This window comes from Bradyrhizobium sp. WD16, assembly GCF_024181725.1.
GTDB lineage: Bacteria > Pseudomonadota > Alphaproteobacteria > Rhizobiales > Xanthobacteraceae > Bradyrhizobium_A.
Window position 1 is genome coordinate 799,191 of record NZ_CP028908.1, and the last position, 26,227, is coordinate 825,417.

Genomic DNA, 26,227 nt, shown 5'->3' on the forward strand with positions numbered 1-26,227 from the left:
TCAGAGCTCCCCGGCTTCGGCGGCGACCGGCTCCGCCGCGCCGTCGGCGGCGATGGCGTCGAGGATGGCGTGGATTTCGACCGCGGCAGCCTCGAGGCTGCCGACATGGGCACGGTCGCGCAGCACGATGACGCGGTCGGCATAGGTGACGATCTCGTCGAGTTCCGACGAGATCACCAAAAGGGCGAGACCGCCGTCGCAAAGCTCGCGGATCAGCCGGATGATCTCGGCATGGGCGCCGACGTCGATGCCGCGGGTCGGCTCGTCGAGCACCAGCAGCCGCGGCGCGGTGGCGAGCCAGCGCGCCAGCAGCACCTTCTGCTGATTGCCGCCGGACAGAAGGCCGATCGCGCGTTCCGGATCCGGCGGCCGGATGTCGAGCATGGTGATGAATCGCCTGGCGATGTCATCCTGCTCGCGGCGCGACAGCGGCCGCGCCAGACCGCGCTTCGCCTGCAACGCCAGAACGATATTCTCGCGCACCGAGAGATCGGCGATGATGCCTTCGGTCTTGCGCTCCTCGGGACAATAGCCGAAGCCGGCCCGCACCGCGTCGCGCGGTGAATGCAGCCGGATCGGCCGGCCCTCCACCGCGACGCCGCCACTGTCGGCGCGCTCGGCGCCGAACACCAGGCGGGCGGTTTCGGTCCGGCCCGAGCCGAGCAAGCCGGCGAGGCCGACGACCTCGCCCTGGCGCAGCTCGAGATCGAACGGCGCGACATAGCCGGCCTTGCCGAAGCGGGTGAAGGTGGCGCGGGACGGCCCTTTTTCACGCTCGCCCACGGCGGCGCGCCGACTTGTGGTCTCGGCGAGCTCGCGGCCGAGCATCATCCGGATCAGCTCGAGCCGCGGCAGCGACGCGGTCGCCCGCTCGCCGATCAGGCGGCCGTTGCGCAGCACCGTGACGCGGTCGCAGATCTCGTAGACCTGATCGAGGAAGTGGCTGACGAAGACGATGCCGATGCCGCGGCGGGCAAGCTCGCGCATCACCCCGAACAGGACCTCGACCTCATGGCGATCGAGGCTGGCGGTGGGCTCGTCGAGGATCAGGACGCGTGCGGACAGATCGACGGCCCGGGCGATGGCGGCGATGTGCTGGACCGCGACCGAATAGCTGCCGAGCGGCGCGGCGACGTCGATGTGCAGGCCGAAGCCCGACAGCAGGGCCGCCGCACGGCGGCGCATCTCGCCTTCTCGCACGAAGCCGAACCTTGTCGGCTCGCGTCCGAGAAAGAGGTTCTGCGCCACCGACAGATTGGGCAGCAGATTGACCTCCTGGTAGACCGTGGCGATGCCGGCTTCGACCGCCGCCTTGGCGGAACGCGGCGCCACTTCGATGCCGCCGAGGCGCACGGTACCGGCATCGCGCGGCACCACGCCCGTGACCAGCTTGATGAGCGTCGACTTGCCGGCGCCGTTCTCGCCGAGCAGGGCGTGGATCTCGCCGGCGCGCAGGGTGAAGTCGACGCCATCGAGGGCCCGCAGGCTGGCAAAGCTCCTGGTCAGCCCGCGCACTTCGAGCAACGCATCACCGTGCTGCGGCAGCGGAAGATCAACACCGCGATCCATTCGACAGCTTACCTCGGCGGCCGGCGCTTCCCGGGGCGCGTCCGCATTCACCTTCAGGAACGTGGGATAAGGTGTCACGGGCGGGACCGGCGGAACGCGTTCCAGCGGTCCCGCATGCGCGGCATACGGCTCAGTAGCCGAGCCCCTTCTTGCTGTCGTAGACCTTCTTCGGATCGTCGGCGGCGGTGTAGAGCTTCGATTCCGTCTGGATCCACTTCGGCGGCACGGTGCCCTTGTCCTTGTAGGCGATGATGGCGTCGAGCGCCGGGCCGGCCATGTTCGGCGTCAGCTCGACGGTGGCATTGGCCTCGCCGGCCGCCATGGCCTTGAAGATGTCCGGCACCGCATCGATCGAGACCGTGAGGATGTCCTTGCCGGGCTTCAGTCCGGCTTCCTTCATCGCCTGGATGGCGCCGACCATCATGTCGTCGTTGTGAGCGTAGACGGCGCAGATCGACTTGCCGCCGCCCTCCGCCTTGATGAAGCTCTCCATCACCTCCTTGCCCTTGGCACGGGTGAAGTCGCCGGTCTGGCTGCGCACCACCTTGATGTTCGGGCGCTTGGCGACGACCGAATCGAAGCCCTTCTTGCGGTTGGTGGCGACGCTGGCGCCGACGGTGCCCTGCAGTTCGACGACGTTGCACGACTTGTCGCCGAGCTGCTTGGCCAGCCATTCGCCGGCGACGGCACCCTCATGGACGCTGTCGGAGGTCACCGCGGTCAGATAGAGGTCCTTGCCCGAGGGGTCGATGTCGCGGTCGAGCAGCACCACCGGTATCTTGGCTTCCTTGGCCTCCTTGAGCACGGAGTCCCACCCGGTCGCGACCACCGGTGCGAGGAAGATGGCATCGACGCCCTGGGCGATGAAGGAGCGGATCGCCTTGATCTGGTTCTCCTGCTTCTGCTGGGCGTCGGCGATCTTGAGATTGACCTTGCGCTTGGCCGCTTCGGACTTCGACACCGAGGTCTCGGCCGCCCGCCAGCCGGATTCCGATCCGATCTGGGAGAAACCGATGGTGAGCTGGGCTGCTGCGGCGGGAAGCGAGAGGGCCGAACCGGCCATTGCCGTGGCCAGGAAAAGGGCTTTGAGATTCATGAGGCGCGTTCTCCCGATACGTTGATCGTTTTCGAGACGGCGCCTGCGACCGATCCATTCGGTACTAAAGCACCGCTCCGCCGCCCTCGTTGGGGCAGCGACCTACTATTTCACGGGATCGGCGAGGCGACTAGTCATATTATTTGACTATTCGGTTCCATTTTGAGCCCGCCACCATGGTACCGACAGTTCGGCGAAGGCGCGGGCGCGGCCGCCCGGCAACGGCACACTTTGCCTCCTCCCGATCGACTTGCCGGGGTGTCGAGGCAAAAAAAATTCGCCCGAAAAATTACAATCATGAGTTGCGGACGCTCGAGCGACAGAATCAAAAGCTGCGAAATCGCCCTGTCCGACACCGCAAAGCTTGATCCGGATCAATTCGGATGCGCGCAACGCGAGCGGCGAGCACGCCTCACACGGCAAAGCCGTGCGGGGCGATCGGCGCGCAAACAACATGCATGCACCTTTGCTTAACAATGCGTCATTTAACTGTCGCCGCAGGGCAACCTGGCGCCCGGATTTCGCCAGTGACTGGAAACAGCAGGACGGAGGTGCGCCATGGCGCACGCGATCAGGCCGACGGGAGTGGAATGCCTTCTCGGCGACGAAGAATTGATCGTCTCGAAGACCAATCTCAAAGGCCACATTACCTACGCCAACGACGTGTTTCTGCGCGTCTCCAAATACCCGGTGAAGGAGATCATCGGCGCCCCCCACAGCGTGATCCGTCACCCCGAGATGCCGCGCTGCATCTTCAAACTGCTCTGGGATACCATCGGGGCGAAGCACGAGATCTTTGCTTATGTCGTCAACCTGGCGGCGGACGGCGGCCACTACTGGGTGTTCGCCCATGTGACCCCGACCCTGGACGCCCAGGGCAACATCCTCGGCTTCCACTCCAACCGGCGCAAGCCCGACCGCGCCCAGGTCGAGCGGATCAAACCGCTCTACACCCAGATCGTCGCCGAGGAGAACCGGCATCCGAACCGCAAGGACGGCATGCTGGCCGGCTACGACATGCTGATGGGCCATCTTCAGAAACAAGGCATCGGCTATGACCAATTTGTGCTCTCTCTCTAAGGCCAACCTGTCGCTGGCGCTGGCCGGCCTGTTTGCCGTGGCCGCGCTCGTCATGCCGACCATCGACCTGCCGCGCATCTACGAGGCGGCGATGCTGGCCGCCGTTCTCGCCGCCGTCGCCGCCACGGCCTGGCAGCTGCGCGCCATTTCGCTTGCCTTCGACGAAGCCGCACAGGTCTGCGCAAAGGCGCGGACCGGCGACCTCGAGGCCCGCGTCCTCGCGAGCCGGCAAGGGGGGCGGATCGGCGTCCTGCAGGCCGCGATCAACGACCTGCTCGACATCGTCGACGCCTTTGTCCGCGAGTCCTCGGCCTCGATGGACTATGCCAGCCAGGGCAAGTGCTTCCGCAAGATCCTGGTGCGCGGCCTGCCGGGCTCGTTCCGCCGCTCCGCGGTCATCATCAACAAGGGCACGGATACGCTCAACCAGCGCGTCGTCGAGATCGCCGCTCTCGCCACCTCGTTCGGCGGCAACATGGACCAGGTCGCCAGCGGCCTCGCCAGGGCGGCATCGGACCTCGAGACCGACGCAGAATCCATGGCAGCTGCCGCCGAGGAGACCAGCCGCCAGTCCTCGGAGGTCAGCGCCGCCTCGAGCCAGGCCTCGAGCAATGTGCAGACGGTCGCCAGCGCCGCCGAGCAGCTGTCCTCCTCGATCAGCGAGATCAGCCGGCAGGTCAGCCGCTCCACCGCCAGCACCGGCCGCGCCGTGAGCGAGGCGAACCGGGCCGACAGCCAGATCCGCAACCTCGCCGACGCGGCGATGCGCATCGGCGACGTCGTCAAGCTGATCAGCGAGATCGCGGAGCAGACCAATCTGCTCGCCCTCAACGCCACCATCGAAGCCGCGCGGGCCGGCGACATGGGACGCGGCTTCGCAGTGGTCGCCTCCGAGGTCAAGAGCCTCGCCACCCAGACCGCCAAGGCGACGGAAGAGATCGGCGCCAAGGTCGCCGAGATGCAGGAAAGCACGACGAATTCGGTCGAGGCCGTCGAGGCGATCACACGGACGATCGCCGAGATCAACGAGATCTCGACCATGATCGCCGCCGCGGTCGAACAGCAGGGCGCCGCCACCGGCGAGATCGCCCGCAATGTCCAGCAGGCCTCCACCGGCACGTCGGAAGTCTCCTCCAACGTCGCCGGCATCAGCCAGGCGGCCGACGATACCGGGCGCGTCGCGACGCGGGTCAACAGCGCGTCCGAACGCGTCAACACCGAAGTCCAGACGCTGCGTCAGGAAGTGCACAAGTTCCTGGAGCGGCTGACCGCGGCGTGAGCTGACGGCGGGAGGGCGGCGCCCTATTTCGAATCCGCGCGGCCGGCCATCGCGGCCTCGACGTCGGCATCGCGAAGCTGGCTGAAGTCGCGATAGAAGTAGCCGATGGCGCCGAACGGCTCGGGCGTTTCCAGGCAGACCACCTCATCGACCAGCGGCCGCAATGCCTCGATCGTCTCGGGCGGTGCGACCGGGACCGCGAGCACCAGCTTGGCCGGCCGCTGGCGGCGGATGGCCTGCAGCGCCGCCTTGACGGTGGCGCCGGTGGCAATGCCGTCGTCGACGACGATGACGACGCGGCCGGCGACCGGCTCGCGCGCGCGATCGCCGATATACTGGCGCCGCCGGCGTTCGATCTCCGCGACCTCGTGCTGGTAGGCGGCTTCGAACTCCTGCGGGGTGACGCCCGAAAACGCGATGACCTCCTCGTTGCGCACGACGAAGGGCGGCGTGCCCTCGGCCACCGCGCCCATGGCGAGCTCCGGCTGCACCGGCACGCCGATCTTGCGCACCAGCATCAGGTCGAGCGCGCCGTCGAGCGCGGACGCGATCTCGACGGCGACCGGGACGCCGCCGCGCGGCAGGGCGAGGATCAGGGGCTTGTGCCCCTTGTAGCGCGACAGGGCTGCGGCCAGTCGCCGTCCGGCATCGGTGCGGTCGCGGAACGGCATCATCGCGCTCCTTGCGATCCGGGATCGGTGCGTGGGTGATCGGTGCGAACGAGGTGCTGCGTGAACCAGTCGGCCGCCAGATCGATGACCTGTTCCAGCGCGCCCGGCTCGGGAAACAGATGCGTGGCGCCGGGCACGATGGCGAGGCGCTTGACCCCGGCGAGCTGTTCGGCGGCCCCCTCGTTGAGCTCGATCACGCCGACGTCGGCGCCGCCGACGATCAGCAGCGTCGGCGACGTCACCCGCGCCAGGGCGGCATCCGCGAGATCCGGCCGGCCGCCCCGCGAGACCACCGCGCCGACCTTCGGCGAGCGCGCCGCGGCGACCAGCGCGGCAGCAGCGCCGGTGCTGGCGCCGAACAGGCCGAGCGGCAGCTCGCGCAACCGCGGCTGCCGGTCGATCCATTCGAGCACGTGAAGCAGCCGTTCCGACAGCAGCGCGATGTCGAAGACCATGCTGCGGTCATCCTCCTCGCCGACAAGCAGCAGATCGAACAGCAGCGTGGCGATGCCGCGCTGCTGCAGGCCCTCGGCCACCTGCCGGTTGCGCGGACTGAAGCGGCTGGAACCGCTGCCGTGGGCGAACACTACCAGGGCGGCCGGCCGATCGGGCACGGTCAGCGTCCCCGCGAGGCCGAGCGGCGGGATGTGGACATCCTGGGAGCGCAGCGCCGGACGCGCGCCGGGGGGCCTCGTTGACGGCATGGCAAAAGGCTAACGCCGCGAGACGGCACTTCGTTGACCAATGTCAAACGTTATCCGGGGCCGCCGGTTATCTCTTTCGCAATGCACGATGATCGGGACCATCCGATGCTGCGGCAGAGCCACGGTGCCGACACAGCGATTCCTCAGGAATCCGTTCCTCAGGGAAATGTTCCTCAGGAAGCTGTTCCGCAGGTCGCCGCCGGCGCCGGACCGGACCTTGCCGCCAAGGTCCGGTTCCTCTGTGACAGAGGCAGCTACCGCGACGGCGTCGACGAGGTCGAGCTGCGCGAGACCCACATGTCCTTCATCTTTCTCGCCGGCGATCGCGTCTACAAGCTCAAGAAGCCGGTCCGCTTTCCCTATCTCGATTTCTCCACCCTGGCGCGGCGGGGCGCCGCCTGCCGGGCCGAAGACCGCCTCAACCGGCGCCTGGCGCCCGACGTCTATCTCGGCGTCGTGCCGCTGACCTGCGACGGCGGAGAATTCGCCATCGGCGGCGCCGGCGACGTCGTCGACTATCTCGTCGCCATGCGCCGCCTGCCTGACCACGCCACCCTCGACGACGCCCTGCGCCACGGCGCGCCGCCACCGCGCCAACTCGACCTCGTCGCCGCAACGCTCAGGCGCTTCTACGCCCATGCGGCGCGGGGGCTACAGCCGGGAGAGCCGGACATCGCCGCCCGCCTGAGCCTCCTCGGGGTGGATTGCAGCATCCTCCACGATGCCCGCTTCGCCCTGCCGCAGGCGCCGATCAACACCAGCGCCGCGGCGCTGCGGCGCTTCATCGCCGAGCGCCGCCAGCTCCTGCTCCAGCGGGTGCGGGCGCGCTACGTCGTCGACGCCCACGGCGACCTGCGGCCGGAGCACATCTGGCTCACCGCGCCGCCGATCATCATCGACTGCCTGGAGTTCGACGACCGCCTGCGCTCGCTTGATCCGCTCGACGAGGTCGCCTTCCTGCATCTCGAATGCGAACGGCTCGGCCGCCGCGACGCCGGCGAACGGATCCGAAAGGCCCTCGCCCGGCCGCTTGCCGAGAACGAAGCCGACGGCCTGTTCCTGTTCTATCGCTGCCAGCGGGCCCTGCTGCGCGCGCGGCTCGCGATCGCCCATCTCTACGACGCCCATCCGCGCACGCCGGAGAAATGGCCAGCGCAGGCCCGCGCCTATCTGGCGCTGGCCGCCGCCGACGCCCGCAAACTGGAGCGCTGTCTCGGCCGAGGACGTCGAACTCAGAAGGCCAGAAGATCGTCGATGGCGCGGCACTGATGCAGGCCATCGATGGCGGCACCGAGCAGCGGCGCCACGGCGACGACGCGCAGCTTGTCGCGCGCCGGCCCCGCCACCAGGCGAAACGCCGGCACCGCGTCGGTGACCAGGATGCGGTCGATCACCGGGTCGGCCAGCGCCTCCGCCGCCCCCGGCATGAACAGGCCATGGGTGACGCAGGCGATCACCCGCCGCGCCCCGCGCTGGCGTGCCGCCAGCGCCGCCCGCACCAAGGTGCCGCCGGTGCTGATCAGGTCGTCGACGATCACCGCGGTGGTGTCGTCCACATCGCCGACGAACAGGCTGCCGGAGACCACGCCGGCGCTGCGATGCTTCTCGGCGAAGGCATTGGCGACCGGCCGGCCGAGCGCCGCCTGGAGCTTGTCGCGGAGCCGCTCGGCCCGCTTGCCGCCGCCGAGATCGGGCGACACCACGCAGGCCGCATCCGCGCCGATCTCCTCGACGATCGCCCTGATCAGCGCCGGCGCCGCGGTGAGCGCCACCGCGCGGCAGCGGAAGGCGTTCTCGAAGGCGGCTTCGTTGTGGACGTCGAGGGTCACCACCGCATCGACGCCGACCGCCTCGAACAGGGCGGCGACGTAGCGCGTCGTCACCGGATCGTTGCTCTTGGTGCGACGGTCCTTGCGGGCGTAACACAGATAAGGCGTCACCGCGGTGATGCGCGCCGCCCCGGCATCCTTAAGCGCGGCGATGAAGAACAACAGCCGGCACAGCTTGTCGTTCGGGCTGTGGAGCGGGCCGCCATGGAGGCTGTGGACCACATAGACGTCGGCGCCGGCGACATTGCCCAGCGGACGCGCCTTGTGCTCGCCGTCCTCGAAGTCGCGTTCCTCGTGCGGCGACAGCGGCCGGCCGAGCACCCCGGCGACGGCGACGCCGATCGCCTCGCTGCCCTCGAGGGCAAACAGCTGCAACGCCTCGTCGGGGGAATTCGTCATGGCAGGACCATTTGCGCAGGACCATTTGCGATTGCGTCAGCCGGACGGGAACGCTGCACCGGACCCCGTGTTCCGGAACGCTAGTGTCCCTCTAGTTCTAATCTTCGTACGAGCGCTCGCTGCAAAGTGATACGAACGTTGGAACCGGGACACTAGGCGTCGCCGCGGCGGCGAATTTGCGCAAGATCAATTCCGCCAGCGGTGCGGGCTCTACTCTTCATACAGTTCTATCAGCGCTGCGGAGGCTGCCATGAAGGCTCGGGACGTGATGGTCGCGCCGGTGATTACCGTCCACCCGACGACGCCGGTCGTCGAGGTCGCGAAACTGTTCATCGAACGACGGATCAGCGCCGCGCCGGTGGTCGATCAGAACGGCAGCGTCGTCGGACTGGTCAGCGAAGGCGACCTGTTGCATCGCACCGAGACCGACACCGAGCGACGCCGCTCCTGGCTGCTCTCCGCCCTGGTCAGCAAGGACACGCTCGCCGCCGAATACGTCAAGGCCCACGGCAAGACCGCCGCCGACGTCATGACGCCCGACGTCATCGTCGCCGGGCCGGACACGCCGTTGCACCAGATCGCGACGATGATGGAAAAGAACGCCATCCGGCGCGTGCCGATCGTCGAGAATGGCCAGCTGGTCGGCATCGTCAGCCGCGCCAACCTCGTGCAGGCCATCGCCGGCGCCCGCCACGCCCTCGACATCCAGCCCTCCGACACCGCGATCCGCAGCAAGCTGTTGTCCCATCTCGAACACCAGCCCTGGGCCGAGACTTCCCAGCTCAACGTCACGGTCAACGACGGCGTCGTCGACCTGTGGGGCTTCACCACGTCGGAGACGGAGCGCAACGCGGTGCGGGTCGCCGCGGAGTCGACGATCGGCGTCCGCGGCGTCAACGACCATCTCGCCGTCCGGCCGGTCGAGGGATGGATGTGAGGCTTCTGGCATGAAGGTGCGATTGAAAATTTCGAAGGACGGCGCCGAACTGCACAACGGCAGCTATGAGGTCGAGGACGCGAGGGATTTCGGCAATGCCTGCGCCGAGGCCTGGGCCGCCTTGCGGCAGCGACAGCTCGAGCGCCAGACCAGCATCGGCGCGCTGATGGAGAATATCGACCGCAGCGTGCTCGACGACCTCGTCGATTCGCAGATCAGCGTCGAGCCGCTGGCCTCCTAGTGTGGTGGATCTGACGCTCGTTTCAGTATTGCAGCGAGTTCTTCGAACGAGCGTCAGATCCGAAACCACACTAGAATCATAATGATGCTGGTGTCCCCTTGTTTCCAACGTTCGTTTGAGCGCCTGCTGCAATGGGATACGAACGTTGGAAACGGGACACTAGCTTTTTGATTTTGCTAGTGTCCCGATGTCTCCGAATGACCGTGCGAGGATGAGGCAAACGAAGCGGTAATTCGGAGACGGGACACTAGTGTGGCGTCTCGCAATTGCCTATGCCCTTCGCGGCAAGCCCCTGTAGGCAATTGCGAGACATAAGCCGCACTAGCTTTTTGATTTTGCTAGTGTCCTGATGTCTCCGAATGACCGTGCGAGGGTGAGGCAAATGAAGCGGTAATTCGGAGACAGGACACTAGGCGGGGCCGCGAACCGCCTATGCGCGAATCATCGCACGACGAAGCCGGGCCGATGGGCCCGGCTTTTCGTTCACTGCGGCTCATGTCGCCGATTTGCGGCCGGTGATCATCGCCTTGATCAGATTCTCCCGGTGCGCGAGGCTGGTCACGACGACGCCGAGCACGTGGAGCCCGACGAGGACGATGGTCATGGTCGCCATCGCTTCATGCACCTCCTCGACCCATTTCGCGCCCCAGTAGGCGTCCGTCGTCATCATGTAACCGGTCGCGCCGGTGGCGGCGAGGCTCGCGATCAGCGCGATGATCATGGCGCCGCCGGCCGGATTATGGCCGAGATGACGGGGCGCGGAGAAGCGTGCGACCTGGCGCAGATAGCCGACGACCTGGCGCGGCGAGCGCACGAAGCTGGCGAACCGCGCATAGCGCGTGCCGACGAAGCCCCAGCCGATCCGCAGGACGAGGAGACCGGCGATGGCGTAGCCGGCCGCCACATGCACCTTCTCGATCTCGTCGCCGGTGGCATAGGCGAGGATGAACAGGCCGACGAGGCTCCAGTGGAACAGGCGGACGAACGGGTCCCACACCTTGACCGTCGCCGGCGGCGTCGCGCCGCCGGCTTCGATCCTGTCAGGAATGACAGTCATGGAGGTCCGGCCTTACAGCTGGCCGACGATATTGCCGTTGGTCGGATCGACGAACAGTTCGACGCGGCCACCATTTTTGTCGAGGGCATAGAGTTCGCCGCAGGCGTTCTTGAGCTTGGCCTTCTGCACCTTGTAGCCCTGCGCCTCGACCTTGGACTGCAGTGCCTCGATCGACAGCCACTGGCTCTGCGCTGCGGAGGTGCAGGGACGGCCGAGGCTGCCGGCCTGGGCGGCGACGGCGCCGGTCACGAGGATGGCGGCGGCGGACGAAAGAAGAATGAGCTTGCGCATGATGATCTCCTTGGGGCGGTCGCCGGACATCGGCTAACCTGGAGCGATCATGCGCGAAGGCAGCTGACGCGCCGCTGTTGAGCCGCGTCAGCCGATTGTCAGGTGGACGACAGTCGAGGTTCCGGTCGACGCCTGTTGCCGGGGATGCTTCGCGAAAAAGCCCTCCGCGACGCGGCGGAGGGTTCCTTTGGCGCGAGCGACCGAGATCAGCCGCCGATCTCGCCACTCAGCACTGCGCCGAACAGCTCCCAGCGTTCGCCCTTCATGCGCTCGAGCTGCACCTGCTCGATCGGCGCGAAGTCGGTCGCGCTGGTGTTGATCTTGATGCCGGGCAGCAGGTTGCTCGATCGGAAGTCCTTCAGGCTCGCCGCCTGCTTCATCACGTTCGCACGGGTGAGATTGTCGCCGCACTGCTTGAGGACCTGCACCAGAGTCTGGGCGACATTGTAGCCGACCATGACGCCGCCGTCGGCGCGGTTGGCGTCGGGGAAATATTTGGCGAGGAAGGTATCGAACCCCTTCATCGCCGGATCGTCCTTCCATTGCGGATCCACCGCATCCATCAGATAGGCGACGGAGATGATGTCCTGGGCGTTATCGAAGCCGGCGGGCTTGATCACCGAGCCGATCGAGGCGCTGACATTGTTGAGGAAGTGCACCGGCTTCCAGCCGATCTCGGCCACCTTCTTGATCGCCTGCGCGGCGAATTTCGGCGTCGTGATGTTGACGAAGACGTCGCCGTTGGTCGATTTCAGCTTGACGATGTGCGAGTCGATGGTCGGCTCGGAGACTTCATAGGACTCCTCGGCGACGATCATCGAAGCCGCCTTGGCGCCGAGGCCATCCTTCAGCCCCTTGAGATAGTCCTTGCCGTAGTCGTCATTCTGGTAGAGCACGGCGATCTTGGCGTTCGGCTTTTCCTTCAGAATGTACTTGGCATAGATCCGGGTCTCGCTCTGGTAGTTGGGCTGCCAGCCCATGGTCCAGGGAAATTCCTTCGGCTCGTTCCATTTGGTCGCGCCGGTCGCCACGAACAGCTGCGGCACCTTCTTGGCATTCATGTATTTCTGGATCGCGGTGTTCGACGGCGTGCCCAGCGAATTGAAGATCAGCAGCACTTCGTCGCTCTCGACCAGCTTGCGCGCCTGCTCGACGGCCTTCGGCGGGCTGTAGGCGTCGTCATAGCTGATGAAATTGATCTTGCGGCCGTTGATGCCGCCCTGTTCGTTGATCATGTTGAAATAGGCCGCTTCGGTCCTGCCGATCACGCCATAGGCCGATGCCGGACCGCTATAGGGCATGATGTTGCCGATCTTGATCTCGGTGTCGGATGCGCCGGGGTCGTATTTCTTCTGGGCCAGGGCGGCGCTGGCGCTGGCGGCGACCAGGATGAGCGCAGTCGAAAACACCGCCGTGCGACGGGTCAGGCTGGACATTTCGGTTCTCCCTAGAATGTTGTGTCTTGTGCGGAGACCTCTGACGGATCTCTCGCGGCTGATTGAATACCTTTCGCATCGGCTGTTCAACGACGCGGCGCAGCGCGTCCGGCGCATCGTCGCTTCGCAGACGCAGCACGATGTGGAACCTGTGGCCTATCTGAATGCCGCCAACACCGCCGCCGACGCGGCGACCAGACCCAGCGACAGCACGCTGGCGCGCCAGATCAGCTGCCGACGCGCCGCCTGCCGGTCGTGAAAGGCGAGCCAGTCCCGGATGAAGCCCGGCGGTATCTCGAAGATCACCACCGGATCGTCGCGATGATGGACTTCATGTTCGCAAAGCATGGCCCGGACATTGGCGACGCCGAGCTGATCGAGCTCGCAGTTCCATTCCCGGGCCTGGTGGCCGCTGGTCCAGCGATTCTCGAAAGGCACGCGCGGCGATCTGGCCCGGTGCGGCACGGCGATGTGTGACGTCATGACGAGCCTCCATTGTCAGCTCACCATGACCGCAATGTAATCCTTCCGGGGGCCTTCGAGGAGTCCCGCCTCAGCTTTCGTTTCCGCCGCGCTGCGGTGCGGCTCGGTGCCGGAGATCGTAGCCGCGCCGGCCGCGCTGTCGGCCTGAAACGAGACGTCTCCGCCCCGATCGAACTCGGAGCGGAGACGCTGGTCTTTCTGTCTTGACGCGTTTCCTTCACGCGAACCGGCATCCGCTTCGCCCGGAAACGCGCCGGATCAGGCCACCTGCCCGAGGGCCTCGGCGATGATCGCCGTGATCGCGGTGATCTCCTCGGACGTGACGATCAACGGCGGCGACAGCGCGATGATGTCGGCGGTGTAGCGCACATAGAGCCCGCGGCTGAGGCAGGCGAGGAACAGCTCGTAGCCCCGCGCGCCCGGCGCCCCGTCCCGCGGCGCGAGCTCGATGCCGGCCATCAGCCCGACGGTCCTGATGTCGATGACGTTGGGCGCGCCGCGCAGGCCCTGCAGCTTGTCCGACCAGATTGCGCCAAGCGAAGCGCCACGGTTCAGGAGCTTCTCACGCTCATAGATGTCGAGGGTGGCGAGCGCCGCGGCGCAGGCCGCCGGATGACCCGAATAGGTATAGCCGTGGAACAGCTCGATCTGGTTCTCCGGCCCCTGCATCAGGGCGTCGTGGATCGCGCGGCTCGCGAACACCGCGCCCATGGGAATGGCGCCGTTGGTCAGTCCCTTGGCGGTGGTGAAGATATCCGGCTTGACGCCGAAGTACTCGCTGGCGAACGGCGTGCCGAGCCGGCCGAAGCCGGTGATGACCTCGTCGAAGATCAGGAGAATGCCGTGGCGGTCGCAGATCGCGCGCAGCCGCTGCAGGTAGTCCTGCGGCGGCGGCAGCACGCCGGCGGAGCCGGGCACCGGCTCGACGATGACCGCGGCGATGCTGTCGGCGCCGTGCAGCGCCACCAGGCGCTCGAGGTCGTCGGCGAGCTCGGCGCCGTGCGGCGGCAGGCCGGGCGAAAAGGCGTTGCGGGCGAGATCGTGGGTGTGGCGCAGATGGTCGACGCCGGGCAGATGGGTGGGAAAGGCCCGGCGATTGTTGACGAGGCCGCCGACCGAGAGCCCGCCGAAGCCGACGCCGTGATAGCCGCGCTCGCGGCCGATCAGCCGGGTGCGCGAGGCCGCGCCATTGGCGCGATGATAGGCCAGCGCGATCTTCAACGCAGTGTCGACCGATTCCGAGCCGGAATTGGTGAAGAACACCCGGTCGAGCCCGGCCGGCGCCAGCGCCGCGAGACGCGTCGCCAGATCGAACGCCGCCGGATGTCCCATCTGGAACGACGGCGCGTAGTCGAGGGTCGCGAGCTGGCGATGAACCGCGTCGGCGATCTCATGCCGGCCGTGGCCGGCATTGACGCACCACAGGCCCGCCGAGCCGTCGAGGATGCGGCGGCCCTCGACCGAGGTGAAATACATTCCGTCCGCGGCGGCCATCAGCCGGGGCTTCGCCTTGAACTGGCGATTGGCGGTAAAGGGCATCCAGTAGGCGTCAAGCGACGGCGTGTTCGGAATGGCATTCATTGGGTGGGGCTCCTGGTGCCCGCTTTCCGAAGTTCGCAAAAGCAGCGCTGCAACTGCCTGGTGCGAACTTCGGAAAACAAAGGGCACTGCAAGTTTGTAATGGTCGTACCCGCTTGCTTCCGAAGTTCGTGTCCAGAGCTTGCAGCGAGCGACTCACGAACTTCGGAAGCCGGGTACGACTCCGGCCAGGGCAGACGGTCATGATCGGAAAAAAACAACAAGTCCTTTTCTCTGACCTGCTAAGCTATTGATATTTCGCAATCAAAATTTCAGAATTATGCAATCCTCAACACCTGCAACAGCGGACCCTGCATGAGCATCGACATCGGCGAACGGCTTCGTTACCTGCGCGGCCGCCACAAGCTGTCGCAGCGCGAGCTCGCCAAGCGGGCCGGCGTCACCAATTCGACGATCTCGCTGATCGAATCGAACCAGATGAACCCCTCGGTCGGCGCGCTGAAGCGCATTCTCGACGGCATCCCCATCGGCTTGTCGGAATTCTTCGCCATCGAGCCGGAACGGCCGCACCAGGCCTTCTTCCGCGCCGACGAACTGATCGAGATCGGCAAGGGCCGGATCTCGTTTCGCCAGCTCGGCGAAAGCATGTCCGGGCGCAAGCTGCAGATCCTCAAGGAGCACTACCAGCCGGGCGCCGATACCGGGCGCGTGCTGCTGGTCCATGAGGGCGAGGAAGGCGGCATCGTGATTTCCGGACGGATCGAGGTGACCGTGGGCGACGAGCGGCGGATCCTCGGGCCGGGCGATGCGTATTACTTCGAAAGCCGCCGCCCCCACCGCTTTCGTTGCGTCGGGCCGGCGGCCTGCGAAGTAGTCAGCGCCTGCACCCCGCCGACATTCTGACACGAGCCGGATTGATCTGACCCGGTTCGGCCCCGGCCGCCGTGCCGGCGCCGGATTCTGTCCGATGTCCGACAGTGCTGTCGCGGACCGGACAGCCGGCCGGGTCGCAGGGCCAAAACAGCGCACATCGAGCCGGCACGCGCCTTGCTCATTTGGTGCAACGCACCAACGCGGCCTTCCGGCCGCGACACCCGGTGCATGCTGCAAAAACTGAAAGGCTCGACATGACCAGCCGCCGCCAGATCGTCGCCGTCATCATCAGCGCGCTTGCCGCCACCTTTGCCACCACCTTCCCCATGAGCGGCGCCGGCGCGGCGCAGATCAACGTCGCGGTCGCCGCCAATTTCACCGAGCCGGCCAAGGAGATCGCGGCGCTGTTCAAGCAGAAGACCGGCCACGATGCAGTGCTGAGCTTCGGCTCGAGCGGCCAGTTCTATTCGCAGATCACCCAGGGCGCGCCGTTTCACATCCTGCTGTCGGCCGACGATGTCCGGCCGAAGAAGCTCATCTCGGACGGCCTCGGGGCGCCGGACAGCCGCTTCACCTATGCCGTCGGCAAGCTGGTGCTGTGGAGCAAGACGCCGGGCCTCGTGAAGGACGGCGAAACGCTCAAGAGCGCGATCTTCGCCAAGGTCGCGATCTGCAATCCGGCGGCGGCACCCTACGGCCTCGCCGCGGTCGAGACGCTGAAGTCGCTCAAGCTCTATGAAGCGCTGCAGCCCAAGCTGGTGGAAGGCGCGACCATCACCCAGGCCTATCAGTTCGTCGAAACCGGCAACGCGGAAATCGGCTTCGTCGCGCTGTCGCAACTGTCGGGCAACCCGGGCGGCTCGCAATGGCTGGTGCCGCAGGATCTCTACAATCCGATCCGCCAGGATGCGGTGCTGCTCAAATCCGCCGCCGGCAACGAAGCGGCGACCGGCTTCATGGATTTCCTCAAGAGCCCAGAATCCCGCGCCATCGTCCTCAAATACGGCTATGTGCTCGACCGCCAGAGCTGATCGGGAATGGGCGGGCTGCCATTCGCCATCGGCCAATCTGTCCTCCTCACCATCGAACTCGCCGCGCTGACGACGCTGATCCTGCTCCTGCTCGGCACCCCGCTCGCCTGGTGGCTGGCGCGGTCGAAGGCCTGGTGGAAGGAAGCGGTGGCCAGCATCGTGGCATTGCCGCTGGTACTGCCGCCCACCGTGCTCGGCTTCTATCTGCTGGTGCTGCTGGGGCCGCAGGGACCCGGCGGCCTGGTGGCGCAACTCTGGGGCGGCCGCACCCTCGCCTTCACCTTCGCCGGCCTGGTGTTCGGCTCGGTGCTTTATTCGATGCCCTTCGTGGTGCAGCCGATCCGCAACGCCTTCGCCGCCATGGGAGATCGCCCGCTGGAAGCGGCGGCGACCCTGCGCGCCTCGCCCTGGCGCGCCTTCTGGACCGTTGCCGTGCCGCTGGCCCGTCCCGGCTTCCTCAGCGGCGCCGTCCTCGGCTTCGCCCACACCATCGGGGAGTTCGGCCTCGTGCTGATGATCGGCGGCAACATCCCCGGCAGCACCAGGGTGCTGTCGGTCGCGGTGTTCGATTATGTCGAAACCTCGCAATGGCGCGAGGCCAATATCATCGCCGGCGGCATGGTGATCTTCGCCTTCACGGTGATCCTCGGCATGACCCTGATCGAGAAGCGGGCGTCGTGGCGGCACAGCTGACGCAAACCGAGATGACGCAAGCCGGCCCGACCCAGGCCGATGCCGGGCGAATCCGGGCGCGCTTCCACGGCCGGCTTGGCGGCTTTGCGCTCGACGCCGAGCTTGACCTGCCGGCGATAGGGGTGAGCGCGATCTTCGGCCCGTCGGGCTGCGGCAAGACGACGGTGGCACGCTGCATCGCCGGCCTGCACCACCTGCCGGACGGCCGCTGCATCGTCGATGGCGAGGTCTGGCAGGACGGCGCCCGGTTCCGCCGCACGCATCAGCGGCCGATCGGCTATGTCTTCCAGGAAGCCAGCCTGTTCGCCCATCTCTGCGTCCGCCGCAACCTGCTCTACGGCGCGCCGCGCGATCCATCCTCGCAGCGCGTCAGCTATGCCGAGGTGGTTTCGCTGCTCGGCCTGTCGCCTCTGCTCGAGCGGATGCCGCAGCATCTGTCGGGCGGTGAGCGCCAGCGCGTCGCCATCGGCCGGGCGCTGCTGTCGCAGCCGAGATTGCTGCTGATGGACGAGCCGTTGTCGGCGCTCGATCACGACAGCCGGGGCGAGATCCTGCCGTTTCTCGAACGACTGCACCGCCTGCTCGCCCTGCCCGTCATCTATATCAGCCACGACATCACCGAGATCGAACGGCTGGCCGATCATCTCGTCCTGATGCGGGACGGGCGCGTCATCGCCGCGGGCCCACTGGCTGCGCTGCAGAGCGATCCGACGCTGCCGCTGGCGACCGCCCGGGAGGCGGCGGTCAGCCTCGACGGCGTCATCGCCGGCCACAACGCCGACGATGAACTGCTGACCCTGCAGATCGGAACCATCCAACTGCAGGTGCCGGCGCCCGCCGCCCCGATCGGGCAGCCGCAGCGGCTGCAGATCACCGCGCGCGACGTCAGCATCGCCCTCGTGCCGCCCCAGCAGGCATCGATCCTCAACGTGCTGCCGGCACGAATCGTCGCCGCAGCGCCGGCCGGCTGCGGCGAAATCGTCGCCGTGCTGGCGCTGGATGGGTCTGACATCCAGCTTCTGGCACGGATTACCCGGCGCTCCTGGAACCAGCTCGGGCTGCGCACCGGACGACCGGTCTATGCCCAGGTCAAGGGCGTGTCGCTGGTCTGACCGCGCCATTCGTGGCACACAGCTTGCTGGATCAATGCCGGCCGGGCGGGGGCACACGGAGTTCGACATGACGACAGATCGCATGGCGTCGGATTTCACCAACATCGATCCGAACCGCTTCGCCGCGGTGGTCTATCGGCCGCAAGACGATGTCGACACCCTGCTCACCGAATTCGCGCTCGATCTGAAGCGGCGCGGGCTTCGTCTCGGCGGCATCGTCCAGGTCAACGGCAAGGATCCGGATGGCCACAAGGCCGATATGCAGGTGCTTGATCTCGCCGGCGCTCAGCGGATCTCGTTGTGGCAGCCGCTGGGCAGCGGCGCCGCCTCCTGCAAGCTCGATCCGGCGGGCCTCGCCGAGGCCGCCGTGGCGGTGAGCCGGGCGATCGGTCAGGATCTCGATCTCGTCGTGATCAACAAGTTTTCCAAGCAGGAGGCCGCCGGCAAGGGGCTGCGCAGCGAATTCGCCGAAGCCATCCTGTCGGGCGTGCCGGTGCTGACTGCTGTGCCGGAGGGAAGCCTCAAGGCCTGGATCGACTTTACCGGCGACCGCGGCACCACCCTGTTCTGCGCCCGCGAGGTCATCGAGGGCTGGTGGCGCGAGCTTTCGCGGCGTCTCGCCAATGCGGCCGCGATGGAAGACGCCGTCATAAAAGACGCCGCTATCAAAGAAGCCGCCATGGCCGCATCATCTGCAACCATGGCGCCTGTCGTTACCTGAAGCGGAAGACCGCGTTATTTGCCGATCATCACGTCGGACGACTTGATGACCGCTGACACGGTATCGCCGACCTTGAGCTGCAATTCGTCGACAGCCTCGTTGGTGATGGCGGAGAAGACCGTCAGGCCCGGGGCCAGCTCGACCTTGATGTGGGCGGTGGTCGCCCCCTTGGTCACAGCCACGACCTTACCCGGCAAGACGTTGCGCGCACTCAGCTTCATTTTGGAGATTCCATTTTATTAACCCGACCGGCGGAACCTAGTCGATACCGGCCCGCGAATCCACAAGCAGCAACGCCCGCCATGGTTGCAATTGACGAGATAACTTGAAGTGTCGGCTTTGCGACAACACCGCGTCGGATGCTCCGCCCGCTACTATCGCCATGGCGTACTTGTTCACCTGCTTGAAGCGGGCGATGACGGCAGGGGGCGTAGCGAGCGCCCCCGACCCACTCACCGTCGCCCTCAGCGAAGGCGGAGGGCCCAGTACTCCGTGTCATCGCAATCGGGCACCGCAGCGAACGCTCTGCCCTTTACCACCGCCACTGCCTACTGGTCCGCCCGCTTCAAGCGGACGACGACGGCAGAGGGCGTGTCGGCGCCTGCGACAGCTCTGCCCCCCGATGCCCCCGTTCAGCCGAACTTGAACAGCACGCCGTAGCCGCCGCGGGGATAGCTCCATTCGATGTCGCCGGTCGGCTCGCCGATGACGCGGCAGGTGCCGCATTCCAGGCAGCCATCCACAGTGACCTCGACCTGGCCGCTGTCGTTAAGCTCGTAACAGCGGCCGGGGCAGGCCTTGAGCAGGGTGCGCAACGCCGGTGTCGGCGTGGTGTGCGGGCGAACCTTGATATGCGGCCGGCCGCTATCAACCAGATAACGATTGTAGAACAGCTTGTCCTCGACCCGCACAGCGACTTCGGCAGTCATGATCGCTCTCCTTGCTGGATGGTTGCTAGCGCCACGCCCTGGCGAGACGGAACGCGTCACCGAACAGGCCGGTCCAGGATCGCGCCGAGACAAACGAGCGCAGCGTCGTCTTCTCCTTCTCGATCTTGGGCGTGCCGTCGACCCGGACGAAGCTCGCCATCGCCTTCGAGACGAGCTGCGGATAGGTCAGGAAATAGCTCTGCGACTGGTTGTGCAGCAGCGCCGGCATGTCCTTGTACTTCTTCAGATCCTTGATGACGAAACTGTCGTCGAGCATCTTCTTGTAGAGCGCGAGATTGCCCTTGGTCATCGGCTCGCGCCGCGACTTGACCTGGAAGATCGCCTCGGCGGCGATGCGACCCGACGTCATGGCGAGGTTCGAGCCCTCGCGATGGATCGCGTTGTTGAGCTGCGCGGCGTCGCCAACCACCACCCAGCCGTCGCCATAGAGCTGCGGGATCGCCTTGTAGCCGCCCTCGGGAATAAGGTGGGCGGCATATTCCTTCACCTCCGAGCCATCGATCATCGGCGCCACCGACGGATGCTGCTTGAAACGCTCGAGCAGGCCGTAAGGCGTCTCGCCGGTCTTCTCGAAATCCGAGACCAGGCAGCCGATGCCGAGCGAGATGCATTCCTTGTTGGCATAGATGAAGCCGAGGCCGGTCATGCCGCGCGAGATGGTGCCGGCGGCCTCGATCACGACGCCTTCGTCGCCCTTGAGGTTGAACCGTGATTCGATGGTTTCGCGCGGCAGGAAGTGCATCTCCTTGACCGCAAGCGCCACATTGTTCGCCTTGGGGATCTCGCGCAGCCCGGCGCGGGTGCCGAGCAGGCCGTTGACGCCCTCCGCCAGCACCACGACATCGGCATGGACCTCGCCGTCATAGCGGTCGGTCCGCACCCCGATCACCTTGCCATAGGCGTCGGTGGCGAGTTCGGTGACTGTGGTTTCGCACAACACCGTAGCGCCGGCTTCGCGGACCTTGGACGAGAACCACTTGTCGAACTGGGCGCGGATGATGGTGTAGCGGTTCGGCTTCTCTTCGTTGAAATCGTCCGAACGGTAGTGCAGCCCGACATGGGCGCGGTCGTCCATCATCCAGAAGCGCTGCTCGACCAGATGACGCTCCAGCGGCGCGTCCTCGCGGAAATCCGGCACCAGCTTCTCCAGCATATCGGCGTAGAGAATCGCACCCTGGACGTTCTTCGAGCCGGCATATTCGCCACGCTCGAGCTGCAGCACCTTGAGGCCGCGCTTGGCCAGCGTCAGCGCCGCGGCATTGCCCGCCATCCCGGCACCGACGACGATGGCATCGAATTTTTCCTCGATCATGGCTTGCCTCGCTAACGTCTCGACACCTGAAGTTCGCCTAAACCGTCAGCGTCCCCCGAGCGAACTTCAGATTCGAAAGGGACACCCGCAATTTGAAATTCCGCTAACTCGCGATGCGATCGCGCGAATGCGGCGACAGGCGCGCGCGGAAGGCTTCCGTCAACGCCGGCAGCAGGCGGATCGCATCGGTCACGATACCGACATGGGCGAACTCGAAGATCGGCGCGTTCTTGTCGGTATTGATCGCGACGATGAGATCGGCGCCTTCGACGCCGACCCGATGCTGGATCGCGCCGGAGATGCCGGCGGCGATGTAGAGCTTGGGACGGATGGTCTTGCCGGTCTGGCCGATCTGGCGGTCGGAGGTGACCCAGCCCTTCTGCACCAGGGGACGCGAGCAGCCGAATTCGGCGCCGAGCACCGAGGCGAGCTGGCGGACCAGCTGGAAGTTTTCAGGAGAGCCGAGACCGAGGCCGCCGGCGACGACGACGTCGGCATAGGCGAGATTGGACTTGGCGGAGTCGCGGTCCGGCAGGAAGGACAGCACCTTGGTGACGATGTCGTCCTCGATCAGGCCGAGCGGATGATTGATGATGCGTCCCGCGGGCCGCGCCTCGCGATCGGGCATGGCCATGACGCGGGGCCGCACCGTGGCCATCTGCGGCCGGTAATTCAGGGTGTAGATGGTGCAGAGCAGGGAGCCGCCGAAGGTCGGCCGGGTCGCGGCCAGCGAACCGTCGGCATCGACGTCGAGTTCGGTGCAGTCGGCGGTCAACCCGGTCAGCAGGGTCGTCGCCACCGAGCCGGCAAGATCGCGACCGAGTGTCGTCGCACCCAGCAGCAGGATCTCGGGCTTGTAGGTATTGACGACATCGGTCAGCGCCTTGGTATAGGCCTCGTTGCGGTAATGGGTCAGGAGATCGTCGGCGACGACATAGGCGAGATCGGCGCCATAGCAGAAGGCTTCGGCGGCGGCCTGCTCGGTCGCGGCGCCGGTCGGGCCGATCACCACCGCGGCGAGATCGACCTTCAGCTTGTCGGCGAGCTTGCGGCCGGCGCCCATCAGCTCCCACGACACCGGATGGACGTGGCCGCGCTCCTGCTCGACGAAGACCCAGACGTGCTTGTAGCCCTTGAAGTGCTCCGGCAATTCCTTCTTGGTGGCGGCGCGGCTGTTGGCGGCGGCGGGCGCTTTGGTCGGTTCACTCTTGTTCGGTTCACTCATCGGTGTGGCCCCTCGTCGAATTCAGTAGCCGCGCGCCAGCGCCGCCAGCTCGGACTCGAGCTTGGGCTGACGGCGGAACATTTCGTTGATCAGCGCGTCGGCAGGCGCATCGCCGGCCTCGACCAGCGCCGCCTTTTCGGCGCGCGGCGACGGCGCGAACACGCGCTTGACGATCGTCGGCGAGCCGCGCAGTCCGCATTTGGAGATATCCTCGACGCCGGCGACCTGGGCGCTCCAGGTGACGACCTCGGCCCTGGCGGCGCGCAGCGCATCCGCCATGGTGCCCCGCCGGATCTCGTTGGTCGCTTCCAGCATGGTGATCAGACAGGGCAGCCGCGTCTGCAGCACCTGCAGGCCGCCTTCCGAGCGGCGCTCGACCTTGACGCTGCGGGCCGCAAGATCGAGCTCCGCGATCCGCGCGACGTAAGTGAGCTGCAACAGGCCGAGCCGCTTGGCGATGCCGGGGCCGACCTGGGCGGTGTCGCCATCGATGGTCTGCTTGCCGGTGAAGACGATGTCCGGCGCGCCGAACGTATCGCCGATCTTGCGGACGGCGGTGGCGAGGGCATAGGTCGTCGCGAGCGTATCGGCGCCGGCGAAGAAGCGGTCGGTCAGCAGCACCGCGCGATCGGCGCCGAAGGTCAGCGCCTTGCGCAGGCTGTCCGCGGCGGAGGGCGGGCCCATGGTCAGCACCGTCACCTCGCCGCCGAACTTGTCGCGCAGCGCCAGCGCCGCCTCGAGCGCGAACAGATCGTAGGGATTGATGATGGTCGGCACACCCTGCCGCATGATCGTATTGGTGACCGGATGCACGCGGATCTGAGCCGAATCCGGAACTTGCTTGATGCAGACGACAATGTGCATGGGCTGGCTCCGATCATCTCGTTGTCACCATCGGCGCGGGCCGGACGGCGTCCTTGGCAATGGGATTAGCAAGTGTCGTACCAATCGCCGGCAGCGCTCGATTTCGCCGCATCTCCAATAGCTTATTGGAGCAGGCACAATGTTTCCGGGATCCCCGTGGAGCGACACTGTGGGTCGCGTCGCAAATCCGACAGCGGCAACATCGACGCCCATTCCATTCGGGCGATTGCCAACGACATCAGCCGCCGGCATGGCCGGCGGCTGTGAGAGGCTGGGCAGCGCGTGCTGTCGGAGCGCAGCAAATGGCGGGTGACCGACTACTTCAGCGTGGTGAGCTGAACCATCGGCTGCTGCGGCTTCGGTTTGACCGCGTCCTTGAGCACCTTGAAGACGCGCTCATCGATCGGCGAGGAAGCGACGAAATCGGCATAGGCCTTCGCGAGCACGTCCTTGCAGCGCGCGGTGACCGCTTCCTCGGACATGGCGCTGAAATCCTCGCTGACCAGATACTGCCCCATCCTTCGCAGGATATGCAGCCGCGCGACATTGACCACCTTGATGTCGTAGTCGACGCCAAGGAGCTGAAAGAACTCCTCGGCCGAAGCGGCCGTGTTGAGCTTCTTCAGGATCTCCGGCTGCGCCGGCGCGGATGTACTCATGATGGCTCTCCTTCGACAATGTTGATCCGGCTATCGTCGCGGGCGCGCTCGCGGCCCTGGCCGGCCTCGTCGCGCAGCCGTTTCTGCATGTGCGACAGCCTGGTTTCGAGGAATTCCACCCGGTCGAGCACCACCGAGATCGCCTCCCCCACCGGGTCTGGCATCAGGTGGTGATCGAGATCGATGCCTCCCACCATGCGGCGATGGGTCGATTCGCGGCGCACCACCCGCGCCGGAATGCCGACCACGGTGACTTCGGGCGGGGTGCCTTCGATCACCACGGAATTGGCGCCGACGCGGGTGCCGCGCCCGAGGGTGATCGGCCCCAGGATCTTGGCGCCGGCGCCTACCACCACCCGGTCCTCGAGAGTGGGATGGCGCTTGCCGGGCGACCATGAGGTGCCGCCGAGCGTGACCCCGTGATAGAGCGTGACGTCGTCGCCGATCTCCGCGGTCTCGCCGATCACCACGCCGGCACCGTGATCGATGAAGAAACGCCGGCCGATCCGCGCCCCGGGATGAATGTCGACATTGCTGACGAAGCGGCCAAACCACGACACCAGCCGACCGGGAAAGCGCAGGCCGGCGCGCCACAGCCGGTGCGCGATCCGGTGCCAGATCAGCGCGTGCACCCCCGGATAGGTCAGCAGCGTCTCCACTTCGCTGCGCGCCGCCGGATCGCGCTGACGGACGCAGCCAATATCCTCCCGGATCAGGCGCAGGAGGGACGGTTCAGGCGCGTCCACGCCGGGCTCCACCAATTGCGTCACCACGTCGGTCATGCTGCCGTCCTCCTCACGCGCAATTGGACAGGGCGCGGTTACAAACCTCGTGCCAGATCTGGCGCACGGTCTCGCTCGCCACCGGCCCCTTGTGATCGACCGCATGGGCTCTGACCCTGGCGAGAATGGCGCGCGACTGCTCCGCCGTCGCCGTCAGTCGCAGATCGGTGAGCAGCGAGGTGATCGCCGACAGGCCGGAATGCTTGCCAAGGACGATGCGGTTGCGCCGGCCGAGCAGAGTGGGATCGAGCGCCTGGTAGGTGCGCTGGTCCTTGAGCAGGCCGTCGACATGGATGCCGGATTCATGGGTGAAGATGTGTTCGCCAACGATCGCCTTGTTGAGCGGAATGCTTCGGCCGGCCGCCATCGCCACCACCGCGGCAATGCCGTCGAGCTGCGCCAGCTCGACGCCGGTATCGCGGCCGTAGAGCTGGCGCAGCGCCACGGCGACCTCCTCCAGCGGCGCGTTGCCGGCCCGCTCGCCGAGGCCCATCACGGTGACGGAGGCGTGGCTGGCGCCGGCCTTCACCGCCGCCAGGGTGTTGGCGGTGGCAAGTCCCAGATCGTCGTGGCCATGGAACTCCAGTTCGAGATCCGTGGTCGCGCGCAGCGCCGCCAGCAGCGATGCGCTCGATTCCGGATCGAGCACGCTGAGCGTGTCGGCGACGCGGAAACGCCGGGCGCCGGCAGCGGCGGCGCAGGCCACCACGTCGATCAGGAAGGCGCGATCGGCGCGCGAGGAATCCTCGCCGCCGACGGCGACCTCGAGCCCCTTGTCGCGGGCATAGCCGACCACCCGTCGCAACGTCTCGAGGGCGTTGGCGCGGCGACCGCCGAGCTTGGCGGCAATCTGCACGTCGGAGACCGGCAGCGACAGGTTGACCATGCCGACGCCGGTCTGCAGGGCTGCATCGACATCCTCGACCCGCATCCGGCACCAGGCGATGGTGGTCAGCGGCAAGTCCGCCTCGACAATGGCGCGGATCGCGGCGATTTCCTCGATCCCCATGGCAGGCGTGCCGGCTTCGATCTCGGGAACGCCGGCGCGGGCCAGCGCGCTGGCGATGGCGACCTTCTCGGCCGTCGTGAAGGCGACGCCAGGCGCCTGCTCGCCATCGCGCAACGTGGTGTCGTTGAGAATGACGCGTCGCTGACCGGTCGCGGTCGCAGCTTCGGGGCGGGGCGAGAACTTCGAGGTCGGACTGGGCATGGGCATTCCGGGCACCTGCTGTCCCCGGAGCGCCGGACAATTCAGTCTCGGCCGCCGTGGGTCGAACTTATCCGTAGCAACCCCTATGCCACTGGCAGCCGCCCCATAACACCATGGTTCTCAACGGCTTTTTCGCGCCTCCGGCGCTGTCGCAAAGGCGACAGAACAGCGGCCGGTGTCGGAA

At 66.5% G+C, this 26,227-nt stretch carries 28 protein-coding genes; 10 read left to right on the forward strand and 18 right to left on the reverse strand.

Annotated elements, in window-relative coordinates; genetic code table 11:
- Together DB459_RS03650 and ytfQ are read right to left on the reverse strand one after the other, a co-directional pair.
- Positions 1-1,569, reverse strand: coding sequence for a sugar ABC transporter ATP-binding protein (locus DB459_RS03650; protein ID WP_253711585.1), 1,569 nt, complete (start codon positions 1,567-1,569; stop codon positions 1-3).
- Positions 1,570-1,699: 130 nt separating this feature from the next.
- Positions 1,700-2,665, reverse strand: a complete 966-nt coding sequence (ytfQ, locus tag DB459_RS03655; protein ID WP_253711586.1) for a galactofuranose ABC transporter, galactofuranose-binding protein YtfQ — start codon at positions 2,663-2,665, stop codon at positions 1,700-1,702.
- A 558-nt stretch (positions 2,666-3,223) separates the two neighbouring features.
- Between ytfQ and DB459_RS03660 the strand changes: the two genes are divergently transcribed.
- A complete protein-coding gene (locus DB459_RS03660) occupies positions 3,224-3,745 on the forward strand; it encodes a PAS domain-containing protein (protein WP_253711587.1) in 522 nt (173 codons plus the stop codon).
- Positions 3,720-5,024 carry a methyl-accepting chemotaxis protein gene (locus DB459_RS03665; RefSeq protein ID WP_253711588.1) on the forward strand — a complete coding sequence of 435 codons (1,305 nt, stop codon included), beginning with the start codon at positions 3,720-3,722 and terminating at the stop codon, positions 5,022-5,024. The genes DB459_RS03660 and DB459_RS03665 overlap by 26 nt, the downstream gene beginning before the upstream one ends.
- Before the next feature lie 23 nt (positions 5,025-5,047).
- Here DB459_RS03665 and DB459_RS03670 read toward each other — a convergent pair whose 3' ends face one another.
- On the reverse strand, positions 5,048-5,695 hold the full coding sequence (locus tag DB459_RS03670) for a phosphoribosyltransferase (protein WP_253711589.1): 648 nt from the start codon (positions 5,693-5,695) through the stop codon (positions 5,048-5,050).
- Positions 5,695-6,399 (reverse strand): dienelactone hydrolase family protein, encoded by a 705-nt coding sequence (locus DB459_RS03675; protein ID WP_253711590.1) that lies wholly within the window; start codon positions 6,397-6,399, stop codon positions 5,695-5,697. The genes DB459_RS03670 and DB459_RS03675 overlap by 1 nt, the downstream gene beginning before the upstream one ends.
- A gap of 105 nt (positions 6,400-6,504) precedes the next feature.
- On the opposite strand from DB459_RS03675, the gene DB459_RS03680 reads away from it, so the two are divergent.
- Positions 6,505-7,668: a hypothetical protein gene (locus DB459_RS03680; RefSeq protein ID WP_253711591.1), complete on the forward strand. Its 1,164-nt coding sequence runs from the start codon at positions 6,505-6,507 to the stop codon at positions 7,666-7,668.
- On the opposite strand, the gene DB459_RS03685 is transcribed toward DB459_RS03680, so the two are convergent.
- Positions 7,632-8,627, reverse strand: a complete 996-nt coding sequence (locus tag DB459_RS03685) for a ribose-phosphate pyrophosphokinase (RefSeq protein ID WP_253711592.1) — start codon at positions 8,625-8,627, stop codon at positions 7,632-7,634. The genes DB459_RS03680 and DB459_RS03685 overlap by 37 nt on opposite strands.
- Positions 8,628-8,877: 250 nt before the next feature.
- Here DB459_RS03685 and DB459_RS03690 point away from each other — a divergent pair, with 250 nt between their 5' ends.
- Together DB459_RS03690 and DB459_RS03695 are read left to right on the forward strand one after the other, a co-directional pair.
- The gene (locus tag DB459_RS03690; RefSeq protein ID WP_253711593.1) at positions 8,878-9,564 is read left to right on the forward strand and encodes a CBS domain-containing protein; all 687 of its coding nucleotides are present in this window, start codon (positions 8,878-8,880) and stop codon (positions 9,562-9,564) included.
- A gap of 10 nt (positions 9,565-9,574) precedes the next feature.
- Positions 9,575-9,805: a hypothetical protein gene (locus DB459_RS03695; RefSeq protein ID WP_253711594.1), complete on the forward strand. Its 231-nt coding sequence runs from the start codon at positions 9,575-9,577 to the stop codon at positions 9,803-9,805.
- Between the two features lie 493 nt (positions 9,806-10,298).
- Here the strand turns inward: DB459_RS03695 and DB459_RS03700 are convergent, their stop codons facing one another.
- The 5 genes from DB459_RS03700 to DB459_RS03720 all read right to left on the reverse strand — a co-directional run bounded on the left by DB459_RS03700 (position 10,299) and on the right by DB459_RS03720 (position 14,653).
- On the reverse strand, positions 10,299-10,862 hold the full coding sequence (locus tag DB459_RS03700; RefSeq protein ID WP_253711595.1) for a cytochrome b/b6 domain-containing protein: 564 nt from the start codon (positions 10,860-10,862) through the stop codon (positions 10,299-10,301).
- 12 nt (positions 10,863-10,874) lie between these two features.
- Positions 10,875-11,153 carry a PepSY domain-containing protein gene (locus DB459_RS03705; protein ID WP_253713411.1) on the reverse strand — a complete coding sequence of 93 codons (279 nt, stop codon included), beginning with the start codon at positions 11,151-11,153 and terminating at the stop codon, positions 10,875-10,877.
- Between the two features lie 206 nt (positions 11,154-11,359).
- On the reverse strand, positions 11,360-12,589 hold the full coding sequence (locus DB459_RS03710; protein ID WP_253711596.1) for an ABC transporter substrate-binding protein: 1,230 nt from the start codon (positions 12,587-12,589) through the stop codon (positions 11,360-11,362).
- 156 nt (positions 12,590-12,745) lie between these two features.
- A complete protein-coding gene (locus DB459_RS03715; protein WP_253711597.1) occupies positions 12,746-13,072 on the reverse strand; it encodes a hypothetical protein in 327 nt (108 codons plus the stop codon).
- A gap of 258 nt (positions 13,073-13,330) precedes the next feature.
- Positions 13,331-14,653, reverse strand: a complete 1,323-nt coding sequence (locus DB459_RS03720) for an aspartate aminotransferase family protein (RefSeq protein ID WP_253711598.1) — start codon at positions 14,651-14,653, stop codon at positions 13,331-13,333.
- A 312-nt stretch (positions 14,654-14,965) separates the two neighbouring features.
- On the opposite strand from DB459_RS03720, the gene DB459_RS03725 reads away from it, so the two are divergent.
- The 5 genes from DB459_RS03725 to DB459_RS03745 all read left to right on the forward strand — a co-directional run bounded on the left by DB459_RS03725 (position 14,966) and on the right by DB459_RS03745 (position 19,041).
- Positions 14,966-15,514, forward strand: a complete 549-nt coding sequence (locus tag DB459_RS03725) for a cupin domain-containing protein (RefSeq protein WP_253711599.1) — start codon at positions 14,966-14,968, stop codon at positions 15,512-15,514.
- Between the two features lie 224 nt (positions 15,515-15,738).
- Positions 15,739-16,515, forward strand: a complete 777-nt coding sequence (modA, locus tag DB459_RS03730; protein ID WP_253711600.1) for a molybdate ABC transporter substrate-binding protein — start codon at positions 15,739-15,741, stop codon at positions 16,513-16,515.
- 6 nt (positions 16,516-16,521) lie between these two features.
- Entirely contained in the window at positions 16,522-17,208 is a 687-nt protein-coding gene (gene modB, locus DB459_RS03735) for a molybdate ABC transporter permease subunit (protein ID WP_253711601.1), read from the forward strand.
- Between the two features lie 11 nt (positions 17,209-17,219).
- Positions 17,220-18,320 (forward strand): molybdenum ABC transporter ATP-binding protein, encoded by a 1,101-nt coding sequence (gene modC, locus DB459_RS03740; RefSeq protein ID WP_253713412.1) that lies wholly within the window; start codon positions 17,220-17,222, stop codon positions 18,318-18,320.
- 67 nt (positions 18,321-18,387) lie between these two features.
- On the forward strand, positions 18,388-19,041 hold the full coding sequence (locus DB459_RS03745) for a DUF2478 domain-containing protein (RefSeq protein WP_253711602.1): 654 nt from the start codon (positions 18,388-18,390) through the stop codon (positions 19,039-19,041).
- A 14-nt stretch (positions 19,042-19,055) separates the two neighbouring features.
- Here the strand turns inward: DB459_RS03745 and DB459_RS03750 are convergent, their stop codons facing one another.
- The 8 genes from DB459_RS03750 to nifV form a co-directional block, all read right to left on the reverse strand.
- Complete coding sequence (locus DB459_RS03750) at positions 19,056-19,262, reverse strand: molybdopterin-binding protein (RefSeq protein ID WP_253711603.1); 207 nt, start codon at positions 19,260-19,262, stop codon at positions 19,056-19,058.
- Positions 19,263-19,673: 411 nt separating this feature from the next.
- Positions 19,674-19,970: a ferredoxin family protein gene (locus DB459_RS03755; RefSeq protein ID WP_253711604.1), complete on the reverse strand. Its 297-nt coding sequence runs from the start codon at positions 19,968-19,970 to the stop codon at positions 19,674-19,676.
- Between the two features lie 25 nt (positions 19,971-19,995).
- Positions 19,996-21,303 carry an FAD-dependent oxidoreductase gene (locus DB459_RS03760; RefSeq protein WP_253711605.1) on the reverse strand — a complete coding sequence of 436 codons (1,308 nt, stop codon included), beginning with the start codon at positions 21,301-21,303 and terminating at the stop codon, positions 19,996-19,998.
- A 103-nt stretch (positions 21,304-21,406) separates the two neighbouring features.
- On the reverse strand, positions 21,407-22,528 hold the full coding sequence (locus DB459_RS03765; protein WP_253711606.1) for an electron transfer flavoprotein subunit alpha/FixB family protein: 1,122 nt from the start codon (positions 22,526-22,528) through the stop codon (positions 21,407-21,409).
- Positions 22,529-22,549: 21 nt separating this feature from the next.
- Positions 22,550-23,392, reverse strand: coding sequence for an electron transfer flavoprotein subunit beta/FixA family protein (locus tag DB459_RS03770; protein ID WP_253711607.1), 843 nt, complete (start codon positions 23,390-23,392; stop codon positions 22,550-22,552).
- A 317-nt stretch (positions 23,393-23,709) separates the two neighbouring features.
- A complete protein-coding gene (nifW, locus tag DB459_RS03775; RefSeq protein WP_253711608.1) occupies positions 23,710-24,051 on the reverse strand; it encodes a nitrogenase stabilizing/protective protein NifW in 342 nt (113 codons plus the stop codon).
- Positions 24,048-24,833 carry a serine O-acetyltransferase gene (gene cysE, locus DB459_RS03780; protein WP_253711609.1) on the reverse strand — a complete coding sequence of 262 codons (786 nt, stop codon included), beginning with the start codon at positions 24,831-24,833 and terminating at the stop codon, positions 24,048-24,050. Before cysE ends, nifW begins: the two co-directional genes overlap by 4 nt.
- 13 nt (positions 24,834-24,846) lie before the next feature.
- Positions 24,847-26,043, reverse strand: a complete 1,197-nt coding sequence (nifV, locus tag DB459_RS03785) for a homocitrate synthase (protein ID WP_253713413.1) — start codon at positions 26,041-26,043, stop codon at positions 24,847-24,849.
- Between the last annotated feature and the right edge of the window lie 184 nt (positions 26,044-26,227).